Source organism: Methylobacterium sp. Leaf361, from assembly GCF_001424445.1.
GTDB lineage: Bacteria > Pseudomonadota > Alphaproteobacteria > Rhizobiales > Beijerinckiaceae > Methylobacterium.
This window is the reverse complement of the sequence record NZ_LMPY01000010.1, coordinates 33,139-54,526: the sequence shown is the minus strand read 5'-3', so window position 1 is coordinate 54,526 and position 21,388 is coordinate 33,139. Positions and strand designations below refer to the sequence as shown.

At 70.7% G+C, this 21,388-nt stretch carries 22 protein-coding genes and 2 tRNA genes; 13 read left to right on the top strand and 11 right to left on the bottom strand.

Going from position 1 to position 21,388, the window contains the following annotated elements; genetic code table 11:
* Positions 1 to 6 precede the first annotated feature (6 nt).
* Positions 7 to 414: a hypothetical protein gene (locus ASG32_RS08830; protein WP_056524681.1), complete on the bottom strand. Its 408-nt coding sequence runs from the start codon at positions 412 to 414 to the stop codon at positions 7 to 9.
* A 348-nt stretch (positions 415 to 762) separates the two neighbouring features.
* Between ASG32_RS08830 and ASG32_RS33730 the strand changes: the two genes are divergently transcribed.
* From ASG32_RS33730 to dcd, 3 genes are all read left to right on the top strand, one after another.
* A complete protein-coding gene (locus ASG32_RS33730; protein ID WP_157861920.1) occupies positions 763 to 1,086 on the top strand; it encodes a hypothetical protein in 324 nt (107 codons plus the stop codon).
* A 145-nt stretch (positions 1,087 to 1,231) separates the two neighbouring features.
* The gene (locus tag ASG32_RS33725; RefSeq protein ID WP_157861918.1) at positions 1,232 to 2,119 is read left to right on the top strand and encodes a hypothetical protein; all 888 of its coding nucleotides are present in this window, start codon (positions 1,232 to 1,234) and stop codon (positions 2,117 to 2,119) included.
* Entirely contained in the window at positions 2,103 to 2,723 is a 621-nt protein-coding gene (gene dcd, locus ASG32_RS32285; protein WP_082557796.1) for a dCTP deaminase, read from the top strand. The genes ASG32_RS33725 and dcd overlap by 17 nt, the downstream gene beginning before the upstream one ends.
* 545 nt (positions 2,724 to 3,268) lie before the next feature.
* On the opposite strand, the gene ASG32_RS08820 is transcribed toward dcd, so the two are convergent.
* The 3 genes from ASG32_RS08820 to ASG32_RS08810 form a co-directional block, all read right to left on the bottom strand.
* Positions 3,269 to 3,341, bottom strand: a tRNA-Ile gene (locus ASG32_RS08820).
* A gap of 70 nt (positions 3,342 to 3,411) precedes the next feature.
* Entirely contained in the window at positions 3,412 to 3,930 is a 519-nt protein-coding gene (locus ASG32_RS08815) for a hypothetical protein (protein WP_056524675.1), read from the bottom strand.
* A gap of 378 nt (positions 3,931 to 4,308) precedes the next feature.
* Positions 4,309 to 4,384, bottom strand: a tRNA-Glu gene (locus ASG32_RS08810).
* 162 nt (positions 4,385 to 4,546) lie between these two features.
* Here ASG32_RS08810 and cobU point away from each other — a divergent pair.
* The 5 genes from cobU to ASG32_RS34410 all read left to right on the top strand — a co-directional run bounded on the left by cobU (position 4,547) and on the right by ASG32_RS34410 (position 8,884).
* On the top strand, positions 4,547 to 5,104 hold the full coding sequence (gene cobU, locus ASG32_RS08805) for a bifunctional adenosylcobinamide kinase/adenosylcobinamide-phosphate guanylyltransferase (RefSeq protein WP_199866093.1): 558 nt from the start codon (positions 4,547 to 4,549) through the stop codon (positions 5,102 to 5,104).
* On the top strand, positions 5,101 to 5,703 hold the full coding sequence (gene cobO, locus ASG32_RS08800) for a cob(I)yrinic acid a,c-diamide adenosyltransferase (protein ID WP_056524669.1): 603 nt from the start codon (positions 5,101 to 5,103) through the stop codon (positions 5,701 to 5,703). Before cobU ends, cobO begins: the two co-directional genes overlap by 4 nt.
* Positions 5,704 to 5,738: 35 nt before the next feature.
* A complete protein-coding gene (locus ASG32_RS08795; protein WP_056524666.1) occupies positions 5,739 to 7,181 on the top strand; it encodes a cobyric acid synthase in 1,443 nt (480 codons plus the stop codon).
* A 78-nt stretch (positions 7,182 to 7,259) separates the two neighbouring features.
* Positions 7,260 to 8,606 carry an MFS transporter gene (locus ASG32_RS08790; protein ID WP_056524663.1) on the top strand — a complete coding sequence of 449 codons (1,347 nt, stop codon included), beginning with the start codon at positions 7,260 to 7,262 and terminating at the stop codon, positions 8,604 to 8,606.
* 101 nt (positions 8,607 to 8,707) lie between these two features.
* Positions 8,708 to 8,884 (top strand): hypothetical protein, encoded by a 177-nt coding sequence (locus ASG32_RS34410; RefSeq protein ID WP_010687019.1) that lies wholly within the window; start codon positions 8,708 to 8,710, stop codon positions 8,882 to 8,884.
* A 41-nt stretch (positions 8,885 to 8,925) separates the two neighbouring features.
* Here the strand turns inward: ASG32_RS34410 and ASG32_RS08785 are convergent, their stop codons facing one another.
* On the bottom strand, positions 8,926 to 9,840 hold the full coding sequence (locus ASG32_RS08785; RefSeq protein ID WP_056524660.1) for an NAD(P)-dependent oxidoreductase: 915 nt from the start codon (positions 9,838 to 9,840) through the stop codon (positions 8,926 to 8,928).
* A gap of 175 nt (positions 9,841 to 10,015) precedes the next feature.
* Positions 10,016 to 11,011, bottom strand: coding sequence for an adenosylcobinamide-phosphate synthase CbiB (cbiB, locus tag ASG32_RS08780; protein WP_056524805.1), 996 nt, complete (start codon positions 11,009 to 11,011; stop codon positions 10,016 to 10,018).
* Here cbiB and cobD point away from each other — a divergent pair.
* Positions 11,003 to 12,037 (top strand): threonine-phosphate decarboxylase CobD, encoded by a 1,035-nt coding sequence (gene cobD / locus ASG32_RS08775; RefSeq protein WP_056524801.1) that lies wholly within the window; start codon positions 11,003 to 11,005, stop codon positions 12,035 to 12,037. The genes cbiB and cobD overlap by 9 nt on opposite strands.
* Here the strand turns inward: cobD and ASG32_RS08770 are convergent.
* Positions 12,030 to 13,205: an MFS transporter gene (locus ASG32_RS08770; RefSeq protein WP_056524657.1), complete on the bottom strand. Its 1,176-nt coding sequence runs from the start codon at positions 13,203 to 13,205 to the stop codon at positions 12,030 to 12,032. The genes cobD and ASG32_RS08770 overlap by 8 nt on opposite strands.
* 332 nt (positions 13,206 to 13,537) lie before the next feature.
* On the opposite strand from ASG32_RS08770, the gene ASG32_RS08765 reads away from it, so the two are divergent.
* From ASG32_RS08765 to ASG32_RS08750, 3 genes are all read left to right on the top strand, one after another.
* Positions 13,538 to 13,729: a hypothetical protein gene (locus ASG32_RS08765; RefSeq protein WP_012318462.1), complete on the top strand. Its 192-nt coding sequence runs from the start codon at positions 13,538 to 13,540 to the stop codon at positions 13,727 to 13,729.
* 256 nt (positions 13,730 to 13,985) lie between these two features.
* Positions 13,986 to 15,395, top strand: coding sequence for a malonyl-CoA decarboxylase (locus ASG32_RS08755; RefSeq protein ID WP_056524651.1), 1,410 nt, complete (start codon positions 13,986 to 13,988; stop codon positions 15,393 to 15,395).
* A 116-nt stretch (positions 15,396 to 15,511) separates the two neighbouring features.
* Positions 15,512 to 17,029 (top strand): malonyl-CoA synthase, encoded by a 1,518-nt coding sequence (locus ASG32_RS08750; protein ID WP_020095582.1) that lies wholly within the window; start codon positions 15,512 to 15,514, stop codon positions 17,027 to 17,029.
* A 169-nt stretch (positions 17,030 to 17,198) separates the two neighbouring features.
* On the opposite strand, the gene ASG32_RS08745 is transcribed toward ASG32_RS08750, so the two are convergent.
* The 4 genes from ASG32_RS08745 to ASG32_RS08730 form a co-directional block, all read right to left on the bottom strand.
* Complete coding sequence (locus ASG32_RS08745; protein ID WP_056524648.1) at positions 17,199 to 18,011, bottom strand: hypothetical protein; 813 nt, start codon at positions 18,009 to 18,011, stop codon at positions 17,199 to 17,201.
* 129 nt (positions 18,012 to 18,140) lie between these two features.
* Positions 18,141 to 18,512 carry a DUF3618 domain-containing protein gene (locus tag ASG32_RS08740; protein WP_020095580.1) on the bottom strand — a complete coding sequence of 124 codons (372 nt, stop codon included), beginning with the start codon at positions 18,510 to 18,512 and terminating at the stop codon, positions 18,141 to 18,143.
* A gap of 5 nt (positions 18,513 to 18,517) precedes the next feature.
* Complete coding sequence (locus ASG32_RS08735; protein ID WP_199866092.1) at positions 18,518 to 18,967, bottom strand: phage holin family protein; 450 nt, start codon at positions 18,965 to 18,967, stop codon at positions 18,518 to 18,520.
* A gap of 4 nt (positions 18,968 to 18,971) precedes the next feature.
* Positions 18,972 to 19,517 carry a hypothetical protein gene (locus ASG32_RS08730; RefSeq protein ID WP_082557795.1) on the bottom strand — a complete coding sequence of 182 codons (546 nt, stop codon included), beginning with the start codon at positions 19,515 to 19,517 and terminating at the stop codon, positions 18,972 to 18,974.
* Between the two features lie 430 nt (positions 19,518 to 19,947).
* On the opposite strand from ASG32_RS08730, the gene ASG32_RS08725 reads away from it, so the two are divergent.
* The gene (locus ASG32_RS08725; RefSeq protein ID WP_026605310.1) at positions 19,948 to 21,369 is read left to right on the top strand and encodes a trehalose-6-phosphate synthase; all 1,422 of its coding nucleotides are present in this window, start codon (positions 19,948 to 19,950) and stop codon (positions 21,367 to 21,369) included.
* Positions 21,370 to 21,388: the final 19 nt, after the last annotated feature.

Sequence of the window (21,388 nt, the reverse complement as noted above, 5' to 3'; positions counted from 1 at the left end):
GAGGCTTTACCGACGCCGCGGAACGCTCATATCGATCTCGGGCGTGTGGATGATCGTCACACCGTCCTCGAAGCCCGAGCCGGTAAGAACGAACGTCACGTCAAAGGTGCAGTCCGGCTTGGCGAGCGCGGCGATCCCGTTGCACGGGCCAATCAGCTCTTCGGCAATCGCCTCCGTCGTCCCACCGCCGATCCCAGCGGCATCCAACCGCAGCTGCTGGTCACCTACCTTGGCCTCGCAGATGAACCCGCCAGGCCCGGGATCAACGCACCGAATCCTACGGACGGTGACCGTTTCGCCTCGATGCCTTTTCGGATCTGCTAGAAGTTGGCTGACGGTCAGAGTGACCTTGCCTGCCGCCTGAGCCTCGCCAGCCGCGACCACGAGAGCGAGGGCGGCGAGAACGCTACGCATGGCGACAGGCCAACGCAGCCTACTCACATGGGAACCAAGCGGCATGATGCCGGCTGATAGGTGGGGTTTGCAGCCAGAGGCAGGAAAATCTGTGGATAATTTCGGGGATTGGACCCGCCTCGGGTGACTTTGCGGGGCAGGGGTTGGCGAAAAAAGTCTTAACGCATGCCCGCGCTAGCGAAAATTGCTCGCGAATCACGGAGGTTGCGATCCTTCCGCGAGGCTTCGCATGGCGTCTGATCTGTGACACAGGGCGTCGCTCAAGCAACAAGTGCCTCCCACACCCATTGACGTGAATCATGTCCTGCACGCAAAATCTGACCAACGAACGAACGGGTGAGGTCTGACGTGCTTGCTGCTGCACCGGCCGAGGAGACCCGCGTACTAGCTTTGTTCCAGCTCGCTTTGCGCTTGATCAGGCAGGGTCAAGGCGGAGTTCCGCCCGAGTTGGAACGATATTTCAATTCGGTGCTTGCACAGGCGCGTAGCCTGTCCAATGACCCTCGGGCGGTCCAAGGACAGCTCCTGCCCGAAGCCATTCAGTTGGCGCTCGATATTCGTGACCTGGATGGCCTCAAAGATGAGATAGAAGGGGCACACGACGCCAGCACGGTCTCACCTGCACTGGCTGATCGCATACTGATGCGTCTGGAGCGTCGCGTTGCGCCCTAGAATCGATCTTTATCTCACTAGAGACAATCTTCTTCAGCTCGACGAAATAACTTACTTCAGCGCAACTTTGCATGAATTTACGCGCAAAGTTGTAGAGGTGATAGATCACGTCCTATCAAGTCCGGGAGTTTATCCGGACGATGTCGTGTTTGAGTTTGCCCGTCACGTGCGTACGGCGCAGACATACTTAGCTGGTAGTGTCGCCAAAGAGTCCCCCTACGAAATGGGGTACTGCTTGAGGAAGGCATTGCCCAGGTGGACTAGTCGCCGAACCATAATCACGACTGCGCTCACGTCGGGCCACGATTTTCATTTGCAGCCGGCTGATCCGTGGCAGTTTATCACCAAGACCATTACGGGCTATGACGCTGGCGGATACGATCCTCTGCTGGTTCTGATCGGGGTTCCACGCATATACCGGCATAAACCAGTTTTCTGCATCCCGCTTTATCACGAATTAGGACATTTTGTCGACAACACATTGGGTGTCTGTAATTATTCGTTGTTAAAGCTGCCTCCTCCTACGCCGGCTCATCGTCAGCTAGAGTGGTACCATAGGCGGGAATATTTTGCTGATCTATTTTGCGCTTGTTACACAGGTCGTGCCAGCGCGCGAACTCTCGAGACAATAGCGCCGAACGCTCCGCCATCTCTTACTCATCCCGCAACAGCTGTACGCGTAGCTTTGATTGAGGATTTTCTGGCTGGTCGAACCAATCAGATTATAGATCATCTTCAGGAATGCCTTATGGACTTGGGCGCGCCAGCCTTGATGCCGCTATTTACGTTGCCCGACATTTCGGAAAACTTCAACGATATGCGCCCCTTTGTGCTCAACACCGATGAGCATTTGCATGGGATTTTTGAGGCAGCTTGGGATTATCTAGGAAGCTGTCTAGATGCTCGGATGGCGCCGTGGATTGCGCCCAACTTCACCGAGTCTGATATCGAGAGAATTGTTAACGATCTTTCCGAGAAGACTATCCGTAATATGTCTATAAGGGAAAGATGGTCCAGTGCAGTTGCTTCATAAAACAGAAATTGAGACCCGACTTGCAAAAAATGGCCCTGATGCGCTCTACATAGATCCTCTACTTGATGCGCGACAAGTTGGTGAAGTTACGCTAGATTTGCGACTGGGCACGGAATTTCTAGTATCTCTGCTTACTCGCAAGGCATATATCGGAATTCAAAAAACTGGCGACGATCCTCGAGGGATTGCTACATATTTCCGGCCAACCCGCCGTGAGCTCGGGGATAGATTTATTCTATATCCGAACCAAGTTGTACTTGCATCAACGCTAGAATATATTGGACTTCCGAACGACGTTTACGCTGATGTTCTGTCTAGGAGCAGCTACACGCGCCTGGGTGTAGATGTTAATACTATGGTACAGCCGGGTTTCAGAGGATGTCTATCTATAGAGCTGTTTAATCACGGAAATTCGCCGGTTGAATTGGTTGTTGGAAGCAGAGTTCTGCAAGCTAGACTTTTCTCAATTGGGTCGGAGACGAACTACCATTCTTCTGCAGAGAGAAGGAAATATTTTGGCACGGTTCGCCCGGTTACATCACGAGCTCCAGATGATGAGGATTTGAAGGTACTGGAGAACATACGCGAGGTCCGCTCCCGCTAAGGCCACTGCCCAGGTGGTCGCGAGACCGAGCCCCAGCCGGAGTAATCTGCGGCCTGCTCACGCCTCACGGCTCAGCCATCGAGGCAGCATGCCGATCGGTAGCTTCGTCATGCCGGGCTCGGTGCCCGCTTGGATCGGTCTTACGGAGCCTGACGCCCGGCCCCTGGCCGTTCCCGTCGATGAAAATGACGCCGGTGGCCCCTGGTATGGCCGTTGCACGTCCATTGCGATTGACCCTGCAGAAGGCACCCTCATGCCGACTAGGAGCCAGGATCCAACCGAGTACAGCACACTCGCGGAGCGGTGCGCGGTCGCAATCGCCGACGCAAACTGGTTCCGCAACATGGCAAGCCGGGTGTTGCGAGATGGGAAGCCAAGGGGGCGGATCCGCGCCGAAAGGGCACGGACCGCGGCTCGCATCATCCTGATGCGGGCGAAGCAAGACGCTGCCATGCATCGGATGATTGTCGAGGCAGCGGCAGCTGGGCGTCAGCCTACCTGACGCTCAAACATCGGCGTTTCTTTCACGAGGCAATGAGGTTTAGTGGGCCCGGCAGGACTCGAACCTGCAACCAGACCGTTATGAGCGGTCGGCTCTAACCATTGAGCTACAGGCCCCCGAGCCCGCATAGCCTTCGCTGTCCTGCAAATTCAACCTGCCGACAGGGCAGCGTAGGAACTGGCGAGCCTATTCGGCTGCCTCAGCTCTCTCGCTATCTTCCTGATCGCTTGCAGTCCGATCATCCTCAACCAAGCCTTCGTCCGCTGCGCTACCCGCCGCAGCACCGGCCCGGTACTTATCTCCGTGCCGCTCCAATTCGCCGCTGTTGGCCATCACGCTGAGGTACGTGTTCAGGGTGTTGGTGGCCACGTCCGTCAGGCGCTCGCTGATCTCGGCGTGCGTCAGACCCTCAGAGCCAGCTTCCTCAAGAAGCGCTTTCAACCGCCCCTTGGCAGAATTGGCGCGCGGTCCCCGGGGACCACGGCTACCACGAGGCCGGTCCTCACTCGCCGGCGCGCGACGGCGAGTCGACAGATCGTCGGCAGGCTCGTCCAGCGGTGTGCCTTCCACGATAGATGCAAGTGACCGCTCAGCCAGGCGGAGCTTCGTCAGCTCGCCGCTCACGCGCTCGTACTCAGCCTCAAGGCTCTCGCGCTGGTGCCTCACGTTAGCCAAGGCCCTCGCGAGCGTGTCGTCATTTGCCATCGGTGACTCGACTTCTTCCTTCTTGGCGCTCGGGATCAGAGGCGCGGTTGCAAACCGTATCATTGCGCTCCCCTGGTTCTCGCGATGCTGAACGTGACGCCCGCCCGAAGCCTCTCAACGTCGCACGGCATGCCGCCACGCTTCGTGGATGCGATCTCCCGGCCAATTGGTTCCGCCGCGGCTCCGGGACGAACCGCAAACGACAACGGCATCGTGGTCGTGTGAAACCGCAAGGTCCCGACACTGCATGGGCGGCCACGCTAGCAGCGTCTCACACGTAGACGCGCTCAGGCAGCACCCACACACGCTGTTGAGATCGGCTGTGTGAGACGCCAGTGTGAGCCGCGTCAGCAATTTCAGCTAAGTGCTTGATTTTGCTGGCGCGCCCTACGGGAATCGAACCCGTGTTTTCGCCGTGAAAGGGCGACGTCCTGGACCGCTAGACGAAGGGCGCTCTGGCTGGGCCGGGGTTCTATAGTCGGACCGGAGACGCCCGGCAACCGTCCAGGCGCGGCACAGGTGCCACAGGTCCCGAGTTTGCAGGTCCTGAGGTCACAGACCCCGAGTCTGTCGGTCCTGGGTTTGACCGCGCACCGGGTTGGGGCGATGGAGAGCCATGCCCCAGCCCACCCCTCGCATGACCCTCGTCCTCGGCGGGGCGCGGTCCGGCAAGAGCGCCTACGCGGAGGGGCTGATCGAAGCCTGCCCCGGCCCGTGGCTCTATCTCGCCACCGCCCAGGCCTTCGACGACGAGATGGTCGACCGCATCGCCCAGCACAGCGCGCGGCGCGGCGGCGCCTGGCGCACCCGCGACGTGCCGCTCGCGCTGCCGGAGGCGGTCGCCGAGGCCGAGGGACCGGCCCTGGTCGACTGCCTCACGCTCTGGCTCACCAATCTGATCCTGGCGGAGGCCGACGTGGCGGAGGCGACGGCGCGGCTCCTCGCCGCCTGCGCCGACGTCCCGGGCCCGCTCGTGCTGGTCGGCAACGAGGTCGGGCTCGGGATCGTCCCCGACAACGCCCTCGCCCGGCGATTCCGCGACGCCGCCGGCCGCCTCCACCAGCAGCTCGCCGCGCGGGCCGACCGGGTCGTCCTGACCGTGGCCGGCCTGCCGCTGGTGGTGAAGCCGCAGGCCCCTCAGACACGAGCCCCCGAGACAGGAGCCTCCGCATGAGCGACGACGCCGCGCGCCACCGCGAGAAGATGGAGAAGCGCAAGGCCGTCCAGGACGCCGAGGTCGCGGGCAAAACCCTCGAGAAGGGCCTGCTCCTCGTCCATACCGGTCCCGGCAAGGGCAAGAGCACGGCGGCTCTGGGGCTGATGCTGCGGGCGCTCGGCCGCGGCTGGCGGGTCGGCATGGTGCAGTTCATCAAGGGCGGCTGGGACACCGGCGAGCGCCACGCCGTGGCGGCCTTCGGCGAGAGGGTCGTGTGGCACACCCTCGGGGAGGGCTTCACTTGGGAGACCCAGGACAAGGCGCGCGACATCGCCGCCTGCCGCCACGCCTGGGCGGTCGCCGCGGGGCTGATGGCCGACCCCACGATCCGCCTGCTCGTCCTCGACGAGCTCAACATCGCGCTGCGCTACGACTATCTCGACCTCGCGGCGGTACTGGCCGCCCTGCGCGCGCGCCGGCCGGACCTGCACGTCGTCGTCACCGGCCGCAACGCCAAGCCGGCCCTGATCGAGGCCGCCGACCTCGTCACCGAGATGGGCAGCGTCAAGCACCACTTCGCCGCCGGCGTGAAGGCGCAGGAAGGGATCGAGTTCTGAGCCCGCCGCGCGCGACGGCGCCCAAGAAGGCCCTGATGATCCAGGGCACCGGCTCCGACGTCGGCAAGTCCCTGATCGTGGCGGGGCTGGCGCGCGCCTTCACGGAGCGGGGCCTGAGGGTCCGGCCGTTCAAGCCGCAGAACATGTCGAACAACGCCGCCGTCACCGCCGACGGCGGCGAGATCGGCCGGGCGCAGGCGCTCCAGGCCCGGGCCGCCCGGGTGGCACCCTCCGTGCACATGAACCCGGTCCTGCTGAAGCCGCAGAGCGAGGTCGGCTCTCAGGTGGTCGTGCAGGGCCGGATGGTCGCCACCGTGAAGGCGCGCGACTACCAGGCCTGGAAGCCCCGGCTGATGTCCGCCGTCCTCGACAGCTTCTCCCAGCTCGCGGACGAGGCCGACTTGGTTCTGGTCGAAGGCGCGGGCTCGGCGTCGGAAATAAACCTGCGCGCGGGCGACATCGCCAATATGGGCTTCGCCCGGGCCACCGACACGCCGGTGGTGCTGGTCGGCGACATCGACCGGGGCGGGGTGATCGCGAGCCTCGTCGGCACGAAGGCGGTGATCGACCCGGCGGACGCCGCGATGGTCGCCGGCTTCCTCGTCAACCGGTTCCGCGGCGATCCGAGCCTGTTCGCCGACGGGATGCGGCTGATCGCCGAGCGGACTGGCTGGCCGGCGCTCGGCCTCGTGCCGCACTTCCCCGACGCCGCGCGCCTGCCGGCCGAGGACGTGCTGGGCCTCGCCGGCTCGGAGTCGCGCGGGCCCGGCTCCGTCACGGTGGCGGTGCCGGTGCTGCCGCGCATCGCCAATTTCGACGATCTCGACCCGCTGCGGGCGGAGCCGAACGTGTCGGTGGTCCTGGTCCGGCCCGGCACGCCGATCCCCGCCGGGGCCGCCCTCGTGCTGCTGCCGGGGTCGAAGACCACGATCGACGACCTGGAGGCTTTCCGCCGGGAGGGCTGGGACGTCGACCTGCGCGCCCATGTCCGCCGGGGCGGCCGGGTGCTCGGCCTGTGCGGCGGCTACCAGATGCTCGGAAAGAGCCTCGCCGACCCGCACGGGATCGAGGGGGCGCCCCGGACGGTGCCGGGCCTCGGGCTCCTCGCCGTCGACACCGTGATGACGCCCGAGAAGCGCCTGGCCGCCGTCACCGGCACGAGCCTGCCCGACGGCGTGCCGTTCGCCGGCTACGAGATGCATATCGGCGCGACGGAGGGCCCCGACGCGGACCGGCCGCTGCTGCGCCTCGCCGACGGGCGCCCGGACGGGGCGGTCTCGGCGGACGGGCGCGTGGCCGGGACCTACGTGCACGGCCTCTTCGCCGACGACGCCCAGCGGGCGGCGTGGCTCGCGCGCCTGGGCACCGCCTCGGCGGGCGCCGGCTACGAGGCCGGGGTCGAGGCGGCGCTGGACGGCCTCGCGCGACACATCGCGGCCCATGTCGACTGCGACCGCCTCCTGGCGCTTGCCCGGTAGGCGGGGCGCGGGCCAGGGATTACTCTGTGTTATGCCGGCCTCGCCACGAAGGGCCGCACGCCCCCGGAGGAACGCCCCATGCCGCCCACGCCGTCCCCCGCCGGGGAGGATCTCGCCGCGAGCACCGTCCGGACCGTGACCCTGCGGCTCATGCCGCTCCTCGGCCTGCTCTACCTGATCGCCTATATCGACCGGCAGAACGTCTCCTACGCCAAGCTGGAGATGGTCGGCAGCCTCGGCCTCTCCGAGACCGCCTACGGGCTCGGGGCCTCGCTGTTCTTCCTCGGCTATTTCCTGTTCGAGGTGCCGGCCAACGTCTTCCTGGAGCGGGTCGGCGCGCGGATCTGGTTCGCCCGGATCATGATCACCTGGGGGATCGTCACCGTCCTGCTGGGCTTCACCCAGGGCACGGCGATGTTCTACGTGCTGCGCTTCCTGCTCGGCGCCGCCGAGGCTGGCTTCTTCCCCGGCGTGCTGTTCGCGCTGACCCTGTGGTTCCCGCAAGCGCACCGGGCGCGGATGATCGGCTGGTTCATGATCGCCAGCGCCATCGCCAACGCGGTCGGTGCGGCGATCGGCGGCGCGCTGCTGGGCCTCGACGGGCTCCTCGGCCTCCAGGGCTGGCAGTGGGTGTTCCTGGCCACCGGCGCGCCGGCGATCCTCATGGCCGCGGTGGTGCTGTTCGTCCTGCCGGACGGCCCCGAGACCGCCCCCTGGCTCTCGCAGGCCCAGCGCGACTGGCTCGCCCGCACGCTCCGGGCCGAGCGCGAGGACGGCGGCCACGTCGACCACGGCAACCCGTTCGCGGCGCTCCTCGACCGGCGGGTGCTGATGCTCGCCGGGGTCTACGTCTCCCTGCCGCTCGCCGCCTACGGCCTGGGCTACTGGCTCCCCACCGTGGTCAAGGGCTTCGGCGTCTCGAACCTCACCAACGGCTTCCTCAACATCATCCCGTGGCTCGCCACGGCCTTCGCCCTGTGGTGGGTGCCGCGCCACGCCGCCCGCACGGGGGCGCAGGGCAACGCCCTGACCTGGCACGTGGTCGGACCGGCGCTGGTCGGGGCGGCGGGCCTCGCGCTCTCCGTCGTCCTGCCGGGCAACGCCGTGAAGTTCGCCTGCCTGTGCGTGGCCGCGGCCGGGACCTTCGCGGCCCAGCCGGTCTTCTGGTCGATGCCCGGGACGTTCCTGCGCGGTGCCTCGGCGGCCGCCGGGATCGCGGCGATCAATTCGGTCGGCAATCTCGGCGGCTTCGTCGCCCAGAACGCCGTGCCGTTCATCCGCGACCAGACCCAGAGCGACCTGGTGCCGATGCTGTTCCTGGGCGCCTGCCTCGCCGTGGGGGCGGGCCTCATGTTCGTGGTGCTCTCCGCCCTGCGCCGCGACGCGGCGCGGCGGGCGGTGCCGACGGCCGCGAGACCGGCCTGAACACGGTCCGGATTCGTGCGTTATCCTTCCTCAGGCCGGCACGACCGGCAGGATGATGCAGACCCGCAAGCCCGCGGGCCATCGTCGAGGAGGGCACCGCGATGAGTCAGGGATTTCCGCTCATGATCCTCGCCTTCGGGACGCTCGGCGGCATCTGGTTCCTGGCCGCCGCGGCCCGGAAGCAGGTCGCCGACGCGAAGGGGAGCCCGGAGCGCTCCAGCGTGATCCATCACCACGGCGGCGAGCCGCGCCCGAACATGCAGGGCACCGAGCACTAGGAGAGCCGAGCACCGGGGCGGCCGCTCCCGCGGCGCAGCTGTCAGCCGGCGGCGATCCGCCGGCAATGGTCGAGGGCGGCGCCGATCAGGTTGTCGCTCGCCTCGGGCGTGCGGAATGCCGAGTGCGCCGACAGGGTGACGCTGGGCAGGTGCGCCAGCGGGTGATCCGGCGGCAGGGGCTCGACGGTGAACACGTCGAGCCCGGCCCGCGCCACGTGGCCGGTGCGCAGGGCCGCGACCAGGGCGTCCTCGTCGAGCACCGCCCCGCGGGCGGTGTTGATCAGCATCGCGCCGGGCTTCATCGCGGCGATCCGCGCGGCCGACAGGAAGCCGCGCGTCGCGTCGGTCAGGAGCAGGTGGAGCGAGACCACGTCGCTCTCGGCGAGCAGGCGGTCGAGCGGGACGAAGTCGACGCCGGGATGGGTCTTCGGGGTCCGGTTCCAGGCGAGCACCCGCATGCCCGCGCCCCGGCAGAGGCGCGCCATCTCGGCCGCGATCCCGCCGAACCCGACGAGGCCGACGGTCTTGCCGGTGAGCTGGATCCCCTCGGTGCGCAGCCAGGATCCGGCGCGCATCGCCCGGTCCATCTCGGGCAGGCCGCGGGCGGCGGCCCACATCAGCGCGAAGGCGCACTCGGCGACCGCCGTGTCGCCGTAGCCCTTGATGGTGTGGACGGTGACGCCGAGGGCGTCCCGGAGCGCCTCCGGGTCCATGTAGCTGCGGGCGCCGGTGCCGAGGAACACGACGTGCTTCAGGCCCGCGCAGGCCCGGGCCACGTCGAGGGGGAGGGCGGTGTGGTCGATCACCGCGGTCTCGGCGCCGTCGAGGATCGCGGGCAGGTCCTGCGGCGCGATTCCGGGATCCGCGTGGATCGCGAAGGGCGGATCGTCCGGCCGCAGCAGCCGCCGGGCCACCGCCGCCAGGGTCTCGCTGGCATCCACGAACACGGCACGCATCGGCGTCTCCCTCATCCTGCCCCGTCCGGCCACGATGCGTCCGGTGCGCGGGCCGTGCCAAGGCCCGATCGGGAATTGCCGCCGTCTCTGCGAGCGGAGCGAAGCGATCCCGTCGGCGCCACGATCTCAGAGGTCGCGCGGCCCTGGCGCGCTTCGCTCCGGTCGCGAGGACGGCTCAGCCGGTGAGCGACAGGCAGAGCGCGAGGAGCGCCAGCACGAGCCCGCCCTGCAGCCAGCAGGCGGTGCGGTAGAGGGCCAGCGCCCGGGCGATGTCGTCGGCCGTGGCGGCGTCCCGGCCGTCGCCCATATGGGCGTCCGGGACGAGGGTGCCGTCGTAGACCCGCGGCCCCGCGAGCCGCAGGCCGAGCGCCCCCGCCATGGCGGATTCGGGCCAGCCGGCATTGGGCGAGCGGTGCCGGCGCGCGTCCCGGGCCATGGCCCGGAGCGCCCCGCGCGCGTCGGCGCCGCGCAGGGCCGCCGCCCCGGCGATCAGCAGGCCCGCGAGCCGGGAGGCCGGCAGGTTCACGCCGTCGTCGAGCCGGGCCGCCGCCCAGCCGAAGGCGGCGTAGCGCGGGCTGCGGTGGCCGATCATGCTGTCGGCGGTGTTGACCGCCTTGTAGAGGGCACCCCCCGGCAGGCCGAGGCAGCCGATCCAGAAGGCCGGCGCCACGATCCCGTCGGAGAAGTTCTCCGCCAGGCTCTCGATCGCGGCCCGGCAGACAGCCGCCTCGTCGAGGCGGTCGGGGTCGCGCCCCACGATCATCGCCACGGCCCGGCGCCCGGCCTCCAGGCCGCCCGCGCGCAGGGCCGTCTCCACGGCGGCGACGTGCTGGTGCAGGCTGCGCTGCGCCGGCAGGCTCGCGCCGAGCAGGCCGAGGAGGAGCAGAGCGGGGAGGGGGCCGGCGAGCCCCGCCAGCGCCGTGACGGCGAGGGCGGCCGAGCCGACCGCGGCGAGGAGCAGCGCCAGCGCGGCGCAGCCGGCGACCCGCCGCCGGCGCGCCGAGCCGCGGTTGAGGCCGCGCTCCAGGGCGGTGATCAGCCGGCCGATCCAGGTGACAGGGTGACCGGCCGCCCTGTAGAGCGCGTCGGGATAGCCGGCCGCCGCCTCGATCCCGAGGGCGACGGCGAGGACGGCGAGCGTGTCGGCGAACGTACCGGGCAGATGGACCATTCGGTGTGGAGCGTTCCCGCGCGTGAGGCCGCCCCGATCGCGCATGGCGGCGATCTCGGCGGGCTCCGACAAGCCTTTCCCGACGCGCCGGAGCCCTGGCTCGACCTCTCGACGGGGATCAACCCGGTCCCCTATCCCGTGCCCGCGCTGGAGGCCAGCGCCTGGGCGCGCCTGCCCGAGGCCGCCGAGGTCCGCGCGCTCCGGGAGGCCGCCGCCGCGGCCTACGGCGCGCCGGACGCCGACCACGTCGTGCCCGCGCCCGGCACGCAGGTCCTGATCGAGACCCTGCCCCGGCTCCTGGCCCCGACCCGGGTCGCGGTTCTCGGGCCGACCTACGCCGAGCACGCCGCCGCCTGGGCGCGGGCCGGGCACGCGGTGGCGGAGGTTTCGAGCGTCGACGCCCTCGGCGCGGCCCGGGTGGCGGTGATCGTCGATCCCAACAACCCGGACGGGCGGACCCATCCCCTGGCCGAGCGCCGGGCGCTCGCCGCGGCGCTCGGCCGGTGCGGCGGCCTGCTCGTCGCCGACGAGGCCTTCGCCGACCTCGAGCCGGTGGAGAGCCTGTGCCCGCACGTCTCCGCACCGGACTCGGGGCCCGGCACCGTGGTGCTGCGCTCCTTCGGCAAGACCTACGGGCTCGCCGGCCTGCGCCTCGGCTTCGCGGTCGCCGAGCCCGGCACGGCGGCCCGGATCGCCGCGGCGCTGGGCCCCTGGGCGGTGTCGGGCCCGGCCCTGGCGATCGGGCGCGCGGCCCTGTCGGACGCGGGCTGGCGCGTCGAGGCCGCCCGGGTCCGGGCCGCGGATGCGGGCCGCCTCGACCGGATGATCGCCCGGGCCGGCGGCCGGATCGTCGGCGGCACCTGCCTGTTCCGGACCGCCGATTTCCCCGACGGGCCGGACCTCTACCGGCGGCTGGCGGCGGCCGGCATCGCGGTGCGGCGCTTCGCCGGGCGCCCGGAGCGCCTGCGCTTCGGGCTTCCGCCCGACAGGGCGGGCTGGTGCCGGCTGTCGCGGGTGCTCAGGTAGCCCGGGCCCCCGGCGGGTGCGGGTCGCGGGCCGCCACGAGCACGGCCAGCGCCGAGAAGGCGAGGCCGACCGCGCAGACGCCCGGCCAGCCGACGAGCAGGAAGGCCTGCGAGCCGGCATAGGCGCCGACCGCACCGAACACGAACAGGGTCGTGAACAGCACGGTGTTGATGCGGCCCCGCGCCCCCGGGACCAGCGCGTAGGCCCGGGTCTGGTTGGCGATGAGCGCGCCGTTCATGCCGATGTCGATGAGCAGCACGCCGAGCGCCACCGCGGCGAGCGACCACGTGCCCCCCGCCCAGAGCACCACGAAGGACAGGGCGACCAGCAGGCTGCCGCCGAGGACGACGGGCTTCGCGCCCCGGCGGTCGGTGAAGCGGCCCGAGATCGGCGCCACGAAGGCCCCGCAGACGCCGATCACGCCGAACAGCCCGGCCCCGGCGGCGGTGAGGCCGAAGGGCGGCGCCTCGACCAGCAGGGCCAGGGTCGCCCAGAAGGCGTTGAAGCCCGCGAACAACAGCGCCTGCGACAGGCTCGCCGTGCGCAGCACCGGCTGCGTGCGGGCGAGGTGGAGGATCGACAGCATCAGGGCGCGGTAGCGCAGCGGGTGCGTCTGCACCGTGTGGGGGAGGGTGGCCCGCGCGATGCCCGCCATGGCGAGCGCCAGCACGGAGGCGACCAGGAAGACCGGCCGCCAGCCGAGATGCGCCCCCAGGAAGCCGCTCGCCGTGCGGGCGAGCAGGATGCCGGTGAGGAGCCCGGTCATGACCTGGCCGACGATCCGCCCGCGGCTCGCGTCCGGGGCGAGCTCGGCCGCGAACGGGACCGCCTGCTGGGCCGCGCAGGACAGCACGCCGACCACCAGATGGGCGAGCGCGAGGCAGGCGAGGTTCGGCGCGAGGCCCACGGCGAGCAGGGCCAGGGCGAGGCCGAGGCACTGCCCCACGATCAGGGCGCGGCGCGGCAGGGCGTCGCCGAGCGGCACGAGCCCGACGATGCCGAGCCCGTAGCCGACCAGGGCCGTGGTCGGCACCCACAGGGCGGCGCGGTCGCCGAACTCGGCCACGATCAGGCCGAGCAGCGGCTGGTTGTAGTAGATGTTGGCCACGGCCCCGCCGGCGATCAGCGTCAGGCCGAGCCGGGCCTTCGCGTCGAGGGGTGCGGTCACGGCCGGGTCGGGGGCAGGCGGGTGGGCCGCCGCGGGAGAGCCATGGTCGGGTCCGTGTGGGGAGGGCGATCGGAGCGGCGAGCGATACGGGCGGAGCGCGCCGCCGGGCAAGCTGCGGCGATGCATCCCTGCCGGGACGCCCCGGGCCCCTTCACCGGAGCCGGCGGCGCACCATATGCAACAGACGCAGCCGGCGCCGCCCGCATGCCAGCGGGCGCCGCGACCGATGCGCCGGGCGCCGGGCCTCGCGAGGTTTACGGACCGGACTACGAACGAGAGGGCGGTTTCGTTCCGTGCGAACGGCGCCGGGCCGCCGCAGCAGGGAGTACGGGATGCCGAACTACCGCGTCGACTTCGCCAAGGAGATCCTCGGGGTGCCGTTCACGATCGGCTCGGTCGCGATCGCGCGGGCCCGCGATCCCGAGCGCGCCCGCCGCGCCGCGGAGCTGCGCTTCGCCCGCCAGCACGGCGTCGGCGACTGGCGCGAGCGGGCGGACCTCGCCACTGTGGCCGAGCGGCTCTGACGACCGTCCGGATCCGTCGCACCACCCCCGTCACACGATGGTCGTGCCGCGCCCGCACACGGGGAGCCCCGTGGGGAGCCCCGCGTCCGCGACCGGTGAAGCTCTGGTCGCGGCGGCCGCGGCGCCGTAGAATGACGGGCGGATCGGGACGCCCGCCGGCGTCCGGATCCCGTTCCGTCCGCGCCCGACCGACGAGCCGGCGTCGCGGGACCGGACACGTCTCGAATCCGGGTCATCGGGGGTCAGTGCGAAGGTCATGGCGGCGATCTCCTTCTTCGGCGACCTGCTTCAGACCATCAGCGAGCGCGGCCGCGACCTGATCGGGATCGGGCGCGGCGACATCGGGCCCCGGGCGAGCGCCGGCGACCTCGTCAAGCTCTGCGAGGACCTGATCTCCCGGCGCGGCGAGGCCTCCGGGGTGGCGCTGGCCCGCCTGATCCTCGACCGCTACGCGAGCTTCGGCCAGGCGGAGCGCCACGCCTTCCTGCGGGCCATCGCCCTCGACTTCGACGCGGACCACGCCGCCGTCGACGAGGCCATCGCCGCCTACCGCGCCGCCCCCTCCCGCGCCCGCCTGGGCAGCCTGCACGAGGCCGCCGAGCCGCGCAGCCAGGAGCTGATTCGCCGCCTCAACCTCGCCCGCGGCGGCACGCTGAGCCTCGTGCGGATGCGCGAGGACCTGTTCGACCTGCGCCGGGCCCTGCGCGCCGGCGACGAGGCCGACCCCGCCCTGATGGACGCCGTCGACAGCCTCGACTGCGACTTCGAGCACCTGTTCGCGTCGTGGTTCAACCGCGGCTTCCTCGTGCTGCGCCACATCGACTGGACGACGCCGGCGCACATCCTGGAGAAGATCATCCGCTACGAGGCGGTCCACGCCATCTCCGGCTGGGACGACCTGCGCGCCCGCATCGAGCCGCCGGACCGGCGCTGCTTCGCGTTCTTCCACCCGGCGCTCGCCGACGAGCCGCTGATCTTCGTCGAGGTGGCGCTCACCGACCAGATCGCCCCGGCGATCGCCCCGATCCTGTCGCAGGAGCGCAAGCCGCTGCAGCCGCAGGCGGCCACCACGGCGGTGTTCTACTCGATCTCGAACTGCCAGAAGGGCCTCGCCGGCGTCACCTTCGGCAACTTCCTGATCAAGCAGGTGGTCGAGGACCTGACCCGCGAGGTCCCCACGCTCAAGACCTTCGTGACGCTCTCGCCGGTGCCGGGCTTCGCGGCGTGGCTGGCGCGGGAGCGCCGGGCCGACAGCCCGCAGGGTCTGCTGCCCGAGGATGTCGAGACCCTGCGGGCGCTGGACGACCCGGCCTGGCCGGCCGACAAGGCCCGGGCCGAGACGGTGCGCCGGGCGCTGATCCCGGCCGCGGCCGCCTATTTCCTGCGCGCCAAGAACGAGCGCGGGCGCCCCCTCGACCCGGTCGCGCGGTTCCATCTCGGCAACGGCGCGCGCCTCGACCGGATCAACTTCCTGGGCGACACCTCCAAGAAGGGGCTGGCGCAGTCCCACGGGCTGATGGTCAACTACCTCTACGACCTCGCGGCCATCGAGCGGAACCACGAGACCTACGCCAATCTCGGCACCGTGGTGGCGGCCCCGGCGGTGACTCGGGAGCTGCGCGCCAAGCTGCCGCCGCCCCGGGCCGTGGTGCTCGCCGAGGCGTAGGCGTCGCGACTCACCGGACCGCGCGGACGACGCGCCGCCGGAAAGGGCTCGCCGAGGGGGCCTCCGGGCGGCTATGGGTGCGCGCGACCCATAGCCCGTGATAGCCCAGCCTCACGATGACGAACCACCTCTTCTCCCTGGTGCGGGACGGCGCCGCCGATCCCGCCAAGACCGTGATCGAGACGCCGGACGGGCGCCGCTACGCGTACGCGGACCTGATCGCCCGCTCCGGCGCCTACGCGGCGGCCCTGCGGGCGGCGGGCGTCGCGCCCGGCGACCGGGTGGCCGTGCAGGTCGAGAAGAGCCCCGAGGTGATCTTCCTGTATCTCGGCGCGGTCCGGGCCGGCGCCGTGTTCCTGCCGCTCAACACCGCCTACACCCCGGCGGAGATCGGCTACTTCCTGGGCGACGCCGAGCCGACCGTGTTCGTCTGCGACCCGGGCCGGCGCGACGCGCTCGCCGAGGCCGCCGCCGGCGTCCGGCAGGTCTGGACCCTCGACGCGGCGGGCGGCGGCAGCGCCGCGGAGGCCGCTGACCGGGCCGCCGATGCGGGCGCCGCCTTCGCGGACGTGCCCCGGGGTCCGGAGGACCTCGCGGCGATCCTCTACACCTCGGGCACGACCGGGCGCTCCAAGGGCGCCATGCTGACCCACGACAACCTCGCGTCGAACGCCCGGACGCTGGTCGCGTACTGGCGCTTCACCGCCGACGACGTGCTGATCCACGCCCTGCCGGTGTTCCACACCCACGGCCTGTTCGTGGCGACCAACACGGTGCTGGCGAGCGGCGGCTCCATGCTGTTCCTGCCCCGGCTCGACCCGAAGCTGATCCTGAGCCTGATGCCGCGGGCGACCGCCCTGATGGGCGTCCCGACCTTCTACACCCGGCTCCTCAAGGAGCCGGGCCTGACGCCGGAGGCGGCCCGGGGCATGCGCCTGTTCGTGTCGGGCTCGGCGCCGCTGCTCGCCGAGACGCACCGGGAATGGCAGGCCCGCACCGGCCACGCCATCCTCGAGCGCTACGGCATGACCGAGACCAACATGAGCACCTCGAACCCCTACGCGGGGGACCGGGTCGCCGGCACGGTGGGCTTCCCCCTGCCGGGCGTGTCCCTGCGGGTGGTCGATCCCGAGACCGGCGCGGCCCTCGGGCCCGACGCGGTCGGCATGATCGAGGTGAAGGGCCCGAACGTGTTCCAGGGCTACTGGCGCATGCCCGAGAAGACCGCGGCCGAGTTCCGGGCCGACGGGTTCTTCATCACCGGCGACCTCGGCAAGGTCGACGGCCGGGGCTACGTCCACATCGTCGGGCGCGGCAAGGATCTGATTATCTCGGGGGGCTTCAACGTCTACCCGAAGGAGGTCGAGACCGAGATCGACGCCCTGCCGGGCGTGGTCGAATCCGCCGTGATCGGCCTGGCGCACCCGGATTTCGGCGAGGCCGTCACCGCCGTGGTGGTGGGCGGCGCCGGCTGCCCGGACGAGGCCGGCGTGCAGGCCGCCCTGGAGGGGCGCCTCGCCCGGTTCAAGTGCCCCAAGCGCGTCCTGTTCGTAGACGAGCTGCCGCGCAACACGATGGGCAAGGTCCAGAAGAATCTGCTCCGCGAGGCGCATGCGGGGCTGTATCGGGACTGACGCGCCGTCCTGTCAGAAGGGTCGACGGAGCGAGGATCCGGCCACCGCGTCGCTGCGAGCGGAGCAATCCAGGCGGCGCCACGCTGCTCGACGTCGCGCAACTCCGGGGCACGTCGCCTCGCCCGGGATGACGGCGCCGAGGCCCCCCGGAGGGGCCCCGGCCACCGAATCAGAGATTGTGCTGCGTCCGCTCGCCCGCGGGCGGCGTGGGGCTCTCCGGATCGACCACCTTGCGGGCGGCGGCGTTGAGGTTGTCCGGATCGAGGGCGGTCTGGACGAACTCGCGGCCGATATTGGTCACCTCGCGGGCGTAGCGCAGGCCCTGGTCGCGGACCTCGTCGGCCCAGGGACCGATGCTCCGGTCCTCCTGGCGGGTGCGCGGCAGCAGCGCGCCGAGGAGCAGGCCGGCGGCCACGCCGACGACGCCGACGAGGAGCGGGTTGTCGTCGACGAAGCGCTCGACGGCGGTGCGCCCGCGGTTGATCCCCTCGATCCCCTGGTTGGTGAGGTCATCCAGCGCCCGCATGTTGCGGCGATGGAGGGCGCCGGCCCGCTCCCGGGCCTCGTCGTAGGCCGCGGTGGCGCGGTCGCGCGCCTGATCGGCCGCCCCGCCGAGGCGGTCGTTGATGTCGTCGGCGAGGCCCGAGACGGTGCGGCGCGCCTGCCCGGCGAACTCGGTGGCCCGGTCGCCCGCCGCCCGGATGCCGTCCTTCGCGGCCGAAGCGGCGTCCTGGGCAGCGTCCTGGGCAGTGTCATGGGCGGCGTCGTGCGAGCCCGTCGCCGCGCCGGGCCGGAGCGGGTCGTGCAGGCCGCGCGGATCCGGCCGGAGGGTGAAGTCGCCCGCGGCGGTGCCGGGCGCGCCCGGATCGCCGAGGCCGGCCGGATCCGGCCGCAGGCTCTTGTCGTCGGCGCCGTGCGGCATCCCCGCCGCGGCGGCGAGCTGCTCGGGGGTGCTGGAGGGGATACCCGGCTTGTCGGTCATGGCGCTGTCCTCAGATGTCGGTCTCGCCGGCCCGCCTTCGGCGCCGGTCTGCCCGGTCGTCCGGCCGGGCGGCACGGTGTCTCGTCCCGGACCCGGCCGGATCCGGCCGGACCTGGACGGGTCCGGTCCTCAGATCTCGGTCGTGTCCAGCGGATCGCGGGCCGGGCGGACCGTCGGGCGGTCGGGGTCGTAGCCGCGGGCCGCGCCGGTGTTCAGGGTGGGCACGCGCTCGGCCGAGACCTCGGTGCGGCGGCGCTGGGCGTCGCGGGCCATCCGGTTGAACAGCAGGCCGACGCCCGCCGCGATCAGCAGCACCGGCACGGGATTGCGGCGCACCGCCTCCAAGGCCGAATCGTAGGTCGTGTTCAGTGCCGGCACCCGCCGGGCATTGCCCAGCATCTCGTCCACGAGATTCGGCACCGAGAGCCGGCCCTGGATGCGGTCGATCGTGTCGTCGAGCCGGGCGCGGCTCTCCTCGATCTCCTTCTCGAGGTCGTTCATCGTACTCATCCGGACACGCGCTCCGAGAGGGCCTGGGCATCCTGGCGGACCTGGCGCGTCGTGCGCTTCGGGGCCAGGGTCGAGAGGGAGAGGACGCTGCGCGCCCACAGGGCCATCCCGAGGGCGAGGAGCAGCAGAACGCCGCCGACGATCAGGGCCGAGAGCCACTCGGAGCCCACGATGGTGGCGAGCCACTTCACGAAGGCGCCGATCAGCACCAGCAGGGCGACCACGGCGAACACCGCCGAGCCGACCATGCAGGCGAGGCCGACGATGAGCTGGCGGACGTTGCCGGCCATCTCGGCCCGGAACAGCGCGATCTCCTTGCGGGCGAGCTCGTTGGTCTCCCGCAGGGCGTCGCCGATCAGGCTCTGGATGCTGGAGGGGCCCGTGGCTGGGCCCGTGGAGGGGCCCGTGGAGGTGCCCGCCTGGCGCGGGTCGGAGCCGTAGGTCATGGCGTCAGGCCCGGAAGCTGTCGCGGGCGTCGCCGTCCGGCGCCTCCGGCGGCAGGCTGGACGACTTGATGAAGCGGGCGGCGATCAGGCCGGCCACGAAGGTCCCCACGGCCACCGCCACCGGCGCGCGCCGGGCGAAGGACTCGGCCTCGCTGTAGAACTCGCCGAGGCTGCGGCGCTCGATCGAGGAGCCGAGCTGCTCCAGCCCGTCCGCGGCGCTGTCGAAGAAGGCGCGGACGTTCGGCTTGTCGCCGAGATCGCGGCCGGAATTGCGGATCGTCTGCGCCAGGTCGTGGACCGACTGCGCGGCGTCGCTCTTGCGCTGCTCGACGTAGCTCTGCGCCTGCAGCCGGGCCGCGTCGAGCAGGCCGCGCCCGCGCTCGGCCGCCACGTCGGCGAGCCCCTCGACGTCGCCCTGGAGGGCCCGCCACTGCGCGCGCTCCTCCGCGGCGGTGTGGGGCGCGTCGTGCGGCGCGGCGTGCGGCCCCTCGCGGTGCGGATCCGCGATCGGATCCGCGGGGGTGCCTTGCGGTAACTCGTTGCCGGCCATCTCGAAAACACTCCTCGCGGCGCGGGGACGGGGCCGCTCGCGGCGACCGCGGGCCCCGCGATGGCTGAGTAACCGACTCGGCTGTCGCGGGTTCCGGTCCCTGTGCGCCCTTCCGATGCGTGCGCGGGGTCCGGCGCGACGGGCGGCACCGCTCACGCGCCGTTCAGGCAAGATCTGCCAGAACCGCCACGCTTGTACAACGCTCGCACGGGGCGCTCGACTGAGGCGCCCGACCGGGACGGAGCGGCCGCCCTGTCCCGGAACGGCAGGGCCTCGACTTGACCCGCGCCCGGCTTCACGCTTGGGTTGCGGGACGACCGACAAAGGATCGCGCAGGGCCTCCGCGCGTTCTGACATAGTAGTGACGTCCCGATGCAGGCGCGGCGAGATCCTCGACCCGACCCGCGCCCCTGATCCGGAGCCGACCCGCGTGGCACGCCTTGTGATCGTATCGAACCGCGTCGCCGTCCCGGAGGAGGGCGGCAAGGCGGTGGCGGCGGGCGGCCTCGCCGTCGCGGTCAAGGAGGCCTTCACGGCCTACGAAGGTCTGTGGTTCGGCTGGAGCGGCACCATCACGGACGAGCCGTCCGAGGAGCCGACGCTGATCGACCGGGGCCGGGTCCAGTACGCCGTCGTCGACCTCTCGCCGCAGGATCACCTGGAATACTACGCCGGCTTCGCGAATCGCGCCCTGTGGCCGATCATGCATTACCGGCTCGGGCTCGGCGCCTTCTCGCGTTCGGACTATGCCGGCTACAGCCGCGTGAACCGGACCTTCGCGCGGGCGCTGGCCAAGCTGGTCGAGCCCGACGACATCATCTGGGTCCACGATTACCACCTGCTGCCGCTCGCGGCCGAGCTGCGCGGCCTCGGGCTCGACAACCCGATCGGCTACTTCCACCACATTCCCTGGCCCGCCGCCGACGTGTTCAACTCGCTGCCGGCCAGCACCGAACTGCTGCGCGCCATCGTCGACTACGACCTGATCGGCCTGCAGACCGAGGCGGACGTCCAGAACCTGCAGCGCAACCTCGTCGACACCCAGCGGGCGATCCCGCTCGGCGGCGGCTCGCTGATGGTCGACGGCCGCCGGACCCGGATCCGTGCCTTCCCGATCGGCATCGACGTCGCGGGCTTCAAGGAGGCCGCCGAGAAGGCCAATTCCAACAAGGTCGTGCGCGAGACCATCGCGGGCCTGCGCACCCGCAAGCTGCTGATCGGCGTCGACCGGCTCGACTATTCCAAGGGTGTGCCCGAGCGGATGGAGGCGGTGGAGAGCTTCTTCGCCTCGAATCCCGACCAGCGCGGCAACGTCACCTACATCCAGATCACGCCGAAATCCCGCAGCGAGGTGCCGGAATACGAGCAGCTCGCCCGCGAGGTGAACGAGAAGGTCGGCGAGATCAACGGCTCGCTCGGCGACCCGGCCTGGACGCCGATCCAGTACATCACCAAGGCCTATCCGCGGCCCGTGCTGGCCGGCCTCTACCGGGCCGCCCGGGTCGGGCTCGTCACGCCGATGCGCGACGGCATGAACCTCGTCGCCAAGGAGTACGTCGTCGCCCAGAGCGAGGACGATCCGGGGGTGCTGGTCCTGTCGAAATTCGCCGGCGCCGCCCGGCAGCTGCCCGAGGCGCTGCTGATCAACCCCTACGACCGGTTCGAGGTCGCCGAGGCGATCCGCGCGGCCCTCTACATGCCGAAGGCCGAGCGGCTGGCGCGCTGGAAGCCGATGGTCGAGCGCATGACCCGCGAGGACGTCGACTGGTGGGCGCGCAACTTCCTGGCGGAGCTCGAGAACTTCCGCACGGTCGAGCGCGAGCCGCCCACCGCCGCCGCGGCCGCCGAATAGCCGGCGCCTCCCGCTGCTC

Bases quoted from the DNA above. Each gene is read 5' to 3' on its own strand.
- ASG32_RS08745 (WP_056524648.1), bottom strand. From the start codon at position 18,011: ATGACCGACAAGCCGGGTATCCCCTCCAGCACCCCCGAGCAGCTCGCC.
- ASG32_RS08795 (WP_056524666.1), top strand. From the start codon at position 5,739: ATGATCCAGGGCACCGGCTCCGACGTCGGCAAGTCCCTGATCGTGGCG.
- cobU (WP_199866093.1), top strand. From the start codon at position 4,547: ATGCCCCAGCCCACCCCTCGCATGACCCTCGTCCTCGGCGGGGCGCGG.
- ASG32_RS08750 (WP_020095582.1), top strand. From the start codon at position 15,512: ATGACGAACCACCTCTTCTCCCTGGTGCGGGACGGCGCCGCCGATCCC.
- cobO (WP_056524669.1), top strand. From the start codon at position 5,101: ATGAGCGACGACGCCGCGCGCCACCGCGAGAAGATGGAGAAGCGCAAG.
- ASG32_RS34410 (WP_010687019.1), top strand. From the start codon at position 8,708: ATGAGTCAGGGATTTCCGCTCATGATCCTCGCCTTCGGGACGCTCGGC.
- ASG32_RS08740 (WP_020095580.1), bottom strand. From the start codon at position 18,512: ATGAACGACCTCGAGAAGGAGATCGAGGAGAGCCGCGCCCGGCTCGAC.
- ASG32_RS08730 (WP_082557795.1), bottom strand. From the start codon at position 19,517: ATGGCCGGCAACGAGTTACCGCAAGGCACCCCCGCGGATCCGATCGCG.
- ASG32_RS08790 (WP_056524663.1), top strand. From the start codon at position 7,260: ATGCCGCCCACGCCGTCCCCCGCCGGGGAGGATCTCGCCGCGAGCACC.
- ASG32_RS08755 (WP_056524651.1), top strand. From the start codon at position 13,986: ATGGCGGCGATCTCCTTCTTCGGCGACCTGCTTCAGACCATCAGCGAG.
- cbiB (WP_056524805.1), bottom strand. From the start codon at position 11,011: ATGGTCCATCTGCCCGGTACGTTCGCCGACACGCTCGCCGTCCTCGCC.
- ASG32_RS08765 (WP_012318462.1), top strand. From the start codon at position 13,538: ATGCCGAACTACCGCGTCGACTTCGCCAAGGAGATCCTCGGGGTGCCG.
- ASG32_RS08815 (WP_056524675.1), bottom strand. From the start codon at position 3,930: ATGGCAAATGACGACACGCTCGCGAGGGCCTTGGCTAACGTGAGGCAC.
- cobD (WP_056524801.1), top strand. From the start codon at position 11,003: ATGGACCATTCGGTGTGGAGCGTTCCCGCGCGTGAGGCCGCCCCGATC.
- ASG32_RS08785 (WP_056524660.1), bottom strand. From the start codon at position 9,840: ATGCGTGCCGTGTTCGTGGATGCCAGCGAGACCCTGGCGGCGGTGGCC.
- ASG32_RS08735 (WP_199866092.1), bottom strand. From the start codon at position 18,967: ATGACCTACGGCTCCGACCCGCGCCAGGCGGGCACCTCCACGGGCCCC.
- ASG32_RS08830 (WP_056524681.1), bottom strand. From the start codon at position 414: ATGCGTAGCGTTCTCGCCGCCCTCGCTCTCGTGGTCGCGGCTGGCGAG.